The organism is Corallococcus sp. AB045, assembly GCF_003668895.1.
Classification (GTDB): domain Bacteria; phylum Myxococcota; class Myxococcia; order Myxococcales; family Myxococcaceae; genus Corallococcus; species Corallococcus coralloides.
Genome location: NZ_RAWN01000319.1, coordinates 1 through 6985 on the forward strand (window position 1 = coordinate 1; position 6985 = coordinate 6985).

7 protein-coding genes are annotated in these 6985 nt (G+C 69.2%); 5 read left to right on the top strand and 2 right to left on the bottom strand.

What is annotated here, in order from left to right:
* Positions 1–180 (bottom strand): zinc-ribbon domain-containing protein (locus D7Y21_RS39335; RefSeq protein ID WP_199735587.1); only part of this gene is annotated, 180 nt, incomplete at its 3' end.
* A 229-nt stretch (positions 181–409) separates the two neighbouring features.
* On the opposite strand from D7Y21_RS39335, the gene D7Y21_RS39340 reads away from it, so the two are divergent.
* From D7Y21_RS39340 to D7Y21_RS39350, 3 genes are all read left to right on the top strand, one after another.
* Complete coding sequence (locus tag D7Y21_RS39340; RefSeq protein WP_121718449.1) at positions 410–1723, top strand: NAD(P)/FAD-dependent oxidoreductase; 1314 nt, start codon at positions 410–412, stop codon at positions 1721–1723.
* A 78-nt stretch (positions 1724–1801) separates the two neighbouring features.
* Positions 1802–2512: a glycosyltransferase family 2 protein gene (locus tag D7Y21_RS39345; protein ID WP_120564929.1), complete on the top strand. Its 711-nt coding sequence runs from the start codon at positions 1802–1804 to the stop codon at positions 2510–2512.
* 15 nt (positions 2513–2527) lie between these two features.
* Positions 2528–3475 carry a polysaccharide deacetylase family protein gene (locus D7Y21_RS39350; protein WP_120564928.1) on the top strand — a complete coding sequence of 316 codons (948 nt, stop codon included), beginning with the start codon at positions 2528–2530 and terminating at the stop codon, positions 3473–3475.
* A gap of 1 nt (position 3476) precedes the next feature.
* On the opposite strand, the gene D7Y21_RS39355 is transcribed toward D7Y21_RS39350, so the two are convergent.
* Positions 3477–4901 carry a DUF2252 family protein gene (locus tag D7Y21_RS39355; protein WP_121718450.1) on the bottom strand — a complete coding sequence of 475 codons (1425 nt, stop codon included), beginning with the start codon at positions 4899–4901 and terminating at the stop codon, positions 3477–3479.
* Between the two features lie 91 nt (positions 4902–4992).
* Between D7Y21_RS39355 and D7Y21_RS39360 the strand changes: the two genes are divergently transcribed.
* Together D7Y21_RS39360 and D7Y21_RS39365 are read left to right on the top strand one after the other, a co-directional pair.
* Positions 4993–5847, top strand: a complete 855-nt coding sequence (locus D7Y21_RS39360; RefSeq protein WP_120564926.1) for a lysophospholipid acyltransferase family protein — start codon at positions 4993–4995, stop codon at positions 5845–5847.
* Complete coding sequence (locus D7Y21_RS39365) at positions 5844–6809, top strand: SDR family oxidoreductase (protein WP_120564925.1); 966 nt, start codon at positions 5844–5846, stop codon at positions 6807–6809. The genes D7Y21_RS39360 and D7Y21_RS39365 overlap by 4 nt, the downstream gene beginning before the upstream one ends.
* Positions 6810–6985 lie beyond the last annotated feature (176 nt).

The window sequence follows — 6985 nt, forward strand, 5'->3', positions numbered from 1 at the left end:
GCCCGGGAGGGGGATGGCGGCGGACTGGGGCCCGGCCTCGGGAGCTTCGGAGCTCACGCCATCGGCCTTGATGGGGAATGTGGTCTGGCACCGGGCGCACTTCAGCTTCGCGCCGCCGGGCGGGATCCGCCTGTCATCGATGTTGTAATTCGTCTGGCACGACGGGCAGGAGACTTTCATTGTTTTCCTTCGACGAGACCGGCTGGCGCGCGCACGCGCAGCAATGACGGGGGCGTGCGATGGTCCGCGCGGCGCTTGCAGGCTAGCAGAGCCGTTTCAAGCCCGGAAAGAACGCGTCCCCAGTGCGCACCGTTGTCACCCGGCCGGGCAGGAGGGCGGGCGCCCGCCAACACCAACAGTGTGCATCCCTTTTCCAGGCCCCCTCCCAGGGTGGTAGACCCAGCGGCGCATGGATCCCATCGTCATCCTCGGAGCGGGCCTGGCGGGCCTGTCCACCGCGCACTTCCTCAAGCGCCCCTGGCGCCTCATCGAGAAGTCCGACCGGGTCGGCGGCCTCATCAAGACCGAGGTCATCGACGGGTGTTACTTCGACCCCACCGGTCACTGGCTCCACCTTCGTGACCCGGAGATCCAGCAGCTGGTCAACACGCTCTGGATGCCGGACCAGCTGGTGCGCATCCAGCGCCGCGCCGCCATCTTCTCACGCGACACCTTCACCCGCTTCCCCTACCAGGTGAACACCCACGGGCTGCCGCCGGAGGTCGTGGCGGAGAACCTGGTCGGCTACGTGGAGGCCATCTACGGGGAGAAGGGCCGCGCCCTGCGCGAGCGCGACCCCGTGAACTTCGAGGAGTTCATCCTCCGCTACATGGGCGAGGGCTTCGCGAAGAACTTCATGCTGCCCTACAACCAGAAGCTCTGGACCGTGCACCCGCGCGAGATGTCCGCCGCGTGGGTCGGCCGGTTCGTGCCGCGCCCCACCCTCAAGGAGGTCGTGGACGGGGCGCTCGGCGCGGGCAGTGATCAGCTGGGCTACAACGCGTCATTCCTCTACCCGCGCGAGGGCGGCATCGAGAGCCTGGCGCGCGCGATGAAGCAGCACCTGACGGGCGGCGAGCTGAGCGTGCGCACCGAGCCCGTCTCCATCGACTGGAAGGCGAAGCAGGTCACACTGTCGGACGGACGCACCGTGCCGTACTCGGGGCTGGTGTCCTCCATCGCGCTGCCGGCGCTGGTGGAGCTCATCGGAAAGGGCGCCTCTGGCGTGCCGGACGAGGTGCGGGCCGCGGCGAAGCGCCTGCGCGCCTTCATCGTCACGTACGTGTGCGTGGGCGCCCGGGGCGCGAACCGCCAGCCGTGGCATTGGATCTACCTGCCGGAGCCGGAGTTCCATTCGTACCGCATCGGAGCGCCGTCGGCGGTGTACGCGCCCCTGGCCCCGCCGGACACGGCCAGCTTCTCCGTGGAGTTCAGCCACCACGGCGAACTGTCCGTGGCGGACGCGGAGCAGTTCGCGGTGGAGGACCTGGTGCGCTCGCGGATGATCCACTCGGCGGACGACATCCTCTTCGCGAAGGGGCGTGAGATTCCCAACGCGTACGTCCTCTACGACGACGCCTATGGCCCCGCGATGGCGGAGGTGAAGCGCTTCCTGGAGCACGCCGGCATCCTCATGGCGGGGCGCTATGGAAAGTGGGAATACGCCTCCATGGAGGACGCCATCCTGGACGGGCGAGCTTGCGCCCGGACGCTGAACGGCTGACGCAAGGAGTCGTCTCCTGTCGACGGTGGTCCGGGGGCGTGCTACGCCCCAACGCCTTCCCTTCGGATTTCCGGACCCATGGCCCTGCACCTCTCCGTCGTCATCCCCGTCTACAACGAGGAGTCCATCATCGCCCAGGCAGCCGAAGAGCTGCGTCAGGGGTTGGATGCTCGCGGGCTCGACTACGAAATCATCTTCGCGGAGAACGGCTCGCGGGACGCGACACCCCGGATCCTGGAGGAGCTCTGCGCGAAGAACCCGCGCCTGCGCTGGTTCCACTCGGAGACGCCCAACTACGGCGTGGCGCTCAAGGCCGGCATCCTCAAGGCCCGGGGCACCTATGTGGTCTGCGATGAAATCGACCTCTGCGACCTGACCTTCTACGACGCGGCGCTGCCCCGGCTGGAGCGCGGCGAGGCGGACATGGTCGTGGGCTCCAAGGCGGCCAAGGGCGCGAGCGACCAGCGCCCCCTCGTCCGCCGCGCGGCCACGCGGGTGCACAACAAGCTGCTGCGCGTGGCGCTGGGCTTCCAGGGCACGGACACGCACGGCCTGAAGGCGTTCCGCCGGGAAGCGCTGCTGCCCGTCATCCAGAAGTGCGTGGTGGACATGGATGTGTTCGCCAGCGAGTTCGTCATCCGCGCGTGGCGCGAGGGACTGAACGTCATGGAGATCCCCATCCAGCTCCATGAGAAGCGCCAGCCGTCCATCCACCTGTTCAAGCGCGTGCCCAACGTGCTCAAGAACGTGGGCAAGCTGTTCTACGTCATCCGCGTCCGCGGGACCTGAGCGGAGGGTTGCCCCATGACGGCAGCGCGCCTGGCGTCCATCTCCGTCGACCTGGATTCGCTGCCGCACTACTGCCGGATCCACGGGCTGCCCGAGTCGCTGCTCGATGAACGCGCGCGGACGCTGATCCACCGCGTGGCGGTGCCTCGCTTCCTGGAGTTGTTCGCGGCGGTGGGAGTGCCCGGGACGTTCTTCGTCATCGGCGAGGACCTGGAGTCGGACCCCGGCGCGGCGGACGGCATGCGGCGCTCCCACGCGGCGGGCGTGGAGATTGCGAGCCACAGCCACGCCCACGACTACGCGCTCACCCGGCGCGGGCCGGACGCCATCGCGGAGGACCTGTCGCGCGCGGACGCGGCCATCCAGAAGGCCGTGGGTGTGCGTCCTTCGGGTTTTCGCGCCCCGGGCTACACGCTGAACGCGGACCTGTACGCGGCCACCGTGGCGCAGGGCTACCGGTACGGTTCGTCCGCGTTTCCGGCGGCCCCGTACTACGCGGCGAAGGCGGCGGTGATGGGGGCGCTCGCGGCGCTGGGGCGGCCGTCACGCTCCGTGCTGGACACCCCTCGCGTGCTGCTGGCGCCGCGCGTGCCGTACCGGCCGGACCCCGCGCAGCCCTACCGGCGCGGCTCGGGGGCGGTGCTGGAGCTGCCCATGACGGTGACGCCCGTGGTGCGCTTCCCGTTCATCGGCACGTTCGCGACGACGCTGCCTCGTGGCACGATGCGCGCCGCGTACCGCACCTGCCGGGCGGATGCCTTCTTCAACTTCGAGCTACACGGTGTCGATGTGCTGGACGCCACGGACGGCATCCCGCCGGAGCTCGTGCGCCAGCAGCGCGACCTGCGTGTGAGCGCCGCGAAGAAGATGGAGCGGCTGCGCAGCATCTTCCAGTGGCTGAAGGACGACTTCGACGTCGTCACCCTGCGCGACGCGGCGGGGCAGCTGTCCGCGACGCTCTGAATCAGCGCGCGGCCTTCAGGGCCTTCCAGTCCGCTTCGGCCTGATCCGCGTAGGCCTGCGCGAAGGCGACCAGCCGCTTCGTGGCCTCCTTCGTGTCTCCGCCCACCCAGTCCTCCAGGCACTTCGCCTGTGCCCGCGTGTTGCCGTGGGCGCGGGCCAGCACGACGCCCGCCTGCTCGAAGGTCGAGCGCAGGGACTTCTTCTTCCCGAGCACGGCGTCGTCCAGCTTGTTCTTCTCCGGCTCCACCTCGCGCACGATGAACGCCCGGCCGCCCATGCTCACCGCGCCCGTGAGCGGGTTGATGGCGCCGCCCAGCTCCTCTTGTGCCTTCACCACGTCCGCGCCGTTCGCGGGCACTGGTGGTGACGCCACGCCGGACGCGAGCAGCTCCTTCAGCTCCAGCAGCACGGGGGGCGCCTTTGGATCCGCCGCGCCCACGAGCACGTAGTCGCGTTCCAGGCCATAGCTGCTGCCCCCCGCGTCCAGCCGCTCCGCCAGGTCCAGCACCTTCAAGGGGACCGCCACGCCCTCCGTGCCGTCCAGGGTCTTCTCGTAGGACGCCAGCGCGGCCCGCACCGCCGCCTTCTTCTCCGAGTCCAGCGGCTTGAGCGTGTCCGACGTGAGGAAGCGCGGGCCCTTCGCGCCGTCGAGCTTCACGTACTTGGACAGCAGGTCCCTGGCGGACGTGTCGCGTGCCTTGTTGATGAGGTCCTTCACCGGGCCGGAGGACTCCTTCTTGTCCAGGAACGCCCCAGGGTTCGCGTCGCCGTCCGCCAGCAGCTCCAGCGTCTCGAAGTAGTTCTTCGCGAGCGCCTCCACCGCCTTGGTCTGCTCGCTGGAAGACAGGCCCGCCTCGCGCGCGGTGAGCACTGCGCTGGTGGCCAGGCGCGTGAGGTCCGCTTCCGGCGACGCGGTGCCCGTCTGGTCGAAGTCGTTGAGCCCCCACACCGCCTTGCCGTCCGGCCCCCGGAACGTGCCCAGGTTGCCCACGTGCGCGTCGCCCACCACCCGGAGGTCCGGCGCGGTCCGGTCCGTCAGCCGGGCCTCCTGCGCGTACGGGCCCCGCAGGTCCGCGTGGAACAGGGCGGGCATGGCGCGGAACATGGCGGAGGGGCTCTGCCGCATCTGCGCCAGCTTCTCCTTCAGGCGCGCGGGCGGCAGGTCCAGCCGCGCGTTGAAGTCGTGCACGAAGGACACGGCCTGTGAAGGCTGCCGCTCCAGCCCAGACGCCCGGGCCCGTTTGGGCACAAGCGTGTTCACCGCCACGGTGTTGCCCGTCCGTGACGTGGTGGCCTGGGGCTGGAAGTCGCTGACGTCGGGGGCCAGCCTCCCCGCCGAGGCCCCGGAGGTGGCGAGCGTCAGCACCGTGGCGGCGACGGTGGAGCCCGAAACGGACGTCCGGGAGGGCTTGGAGGGGATGCGCATAGGGGACCTTCCGGCGGATTATCGTCAGAAGGGCACTGCGGGTTGTGGGCCCACTCCCGGCGTGCGGGCGGGGGTGCTAAGGAGCCAGCCCATGCTGGAGCGTTTCAGCGACAAGGTGAAGAAGGGCCTGCGCGGCTGGACCGAGCGCATGGCCGGCGAGCAGCAGTCCGACCAACTCCAGGCCCTGGCCCGGACGGAGAACGAGTACGGGGTGGATCCGTTCGGGTTCAACCTGGACTACAGCCTGGCCGCCATCGCCCCGTTCATGTGGCTCTACCGCCACTACTTCCGGGTGGAGGCCTACGGCGCGGACCGCATCCCCTCCGGGCGGGTGCTGCTGGTGTCCAACCACTCCGGCCAGCTGCCCCTGGACGGCGCGATGATTGGCATCGCCCTGATGGTGGAGGGCAACCCGCCGCGCGCCATCCGCAGCATGGTGGAGAAGTGGGTGCCGTCCCTGCCGTACGTCTCCACGTTCATGGCGCGCGTGGGCCAGATTGTCGGCACGCCGGAGAACTGCCGGCGGCTCCTGGAGGCGGAGGAGGCCATCCTCGTGTTCCCGGAGGGCACGCGCGGGCTCAACAAGCTGTGGCCCCAGCGCTACCAGCTCCAGGAGTTCGGCCTGGGCTTCATGCGCCTGGCGCTGGAGACGAACACGCCCATCGTGCCCATCGCCGTGGTGGGCGCGGAGGAGCAGGCGCCCGCGCTGATGAACCTGAAGCCGGTGGCGAAGCTCTTGGGCTTCCCGTCCTTCCCCATCACCCCCACGGGCACTCCCTTCCCGCTGCCCACGAAGTACCGCATCTACTTCGGCGACGCGCTCCACTTCACCGGCCGCGCGGACGACGAGGACAGCGAACTGGACAAGAAGGTGCGCACCGTGAAGGCCTCCATCCAGGCGATGCTCCACCAGGGTCTCAAGGAACGCCGGGGCGTGTTCTGGTGAGCGCCTCCACGGAAGAGAAGGACGCAGTCGTCGCGGACAAGCGCCCGGCCGTCGTCGTCACCGGCATCAGCGGCAACCTGGGCCGCACGCTGGCGAAGATGCTGCACAAGCGCGAGCGCATCATCGGCATCGACCGGCGGCCCTTCATCGGGAAGCCGAAGGACGTCGAGATGCACCAGCTGGATTTGCGCAAGAAGAAGGCGGAGGACGTCTTCCGCAAGAACGAAGTCCGCGCCGTCATCCACATGGGCATCATGCATGACCCGCGCATGAGCGAGGAGGAGCACCACTCGTTCAACGTCGTGGGGACCACGCGCCTCTTGGAGTACTGCGCGAAGTACGGCGTGAAGAAGGTGGTGGTGCTGTCCTCGGCGAACGTCTACGGCCCCAGCCCGGACAACTCCAACTTCCTCACGGAGGACGCGCCGCTGATGGCCGCGAGCCGCTTCTCCGGCGTGCGCGACCTCATCGAAGTGGACATGCTGGCGCACAGCTTCTTCTGGAAGCACCCCGACATCGAGACGGTCATCCTGCGGCCCGTCCACATCGTCGGGCCCACCATCAAGAACGCTCCGTCCAACTACCTGCGGCTGCGCCACCCGTGGACCATGGCGGGCTTCGACCCCATGGTGCAGCTCATCCACGTGGAGGACGTCGCCCGCGCCATGGTGGAGGCCCTGCGCCCGGAGCCCAAGGGCGTCTACAACGTCGTGGGCCCCGGCCAGGTGCCCCTGTCCGCAGTGCTTCGCGAACTGGGCCACACCGCGATCCCCGTGCCACACCCCGTGGCCCGGCCCCTGTTGGGCCTGATGTTCCGCTACCGGCTGGCCAACTTCCCGCCGCCGGAGCTGGACCACATCCAGTTCCTCTGCGCCGTGGACGGCAAGCGTTGGGTCCAGGACGTGGCTTGGAAGGCCCGGCACTCCATGCGCGACACCATCCGCTCCGTCATCGGGGAGTAGCGGGGCGCAGCGGCTTTTCGTGGGACCCCACGACAGTTCCCTGACACCCATGTCAGGGGGGGCGTGGCGTGATGGCAGGGAGGGCCTGACAACACTGTCAGGCATGGGACGGTGGCGACGGGGAGTGAGAGCCGCCAAGTGCCTGATTTCCCGTGGGAACTGGGGGTGGGGCAGGG

Excerpts from the sequence above, each read along its gene's own strand:
- D7Y21_RS39340 (WP_121718449.1), top strand. The coding sequence starts at position 410 with ATGGATCCCATCGTCATCCTCGGAGCGGGCCTGGCGGGCCTGTCCACC.
- D7Y21_RS39345 (WP_120564929.1), top strand. The coding sequence starts at position 1,802 with ATGGCCCTGCACCTCTCCGTCGTCATCCCCGTCTACAACGAGGAGTCC.
- D7Y21_RS39350 (WP_120564928.1), top strand. The coding sequence starts at position 2,528 with ATGACGGCAGCGCGCCTGGCGTCCATCTCCGTCGACCTGGATTCGCTG.
- D7Y21_RS39355 (WP_121718450.1), bottom strand. The coding sequence starts at position 4,901 with ATGCGCATCCCCTCCAAGCCCTCCCGGACGTCCGTTTCGGGCTCCACC.
- D7Y21_RS39360 (WP_120564926.1), top strand. The coding sequence starts at position 4,993 with ATGCTGGAGCGTTTCAGCGACAAGGTGAAGAAGGGCCTGCGCGGCTGG.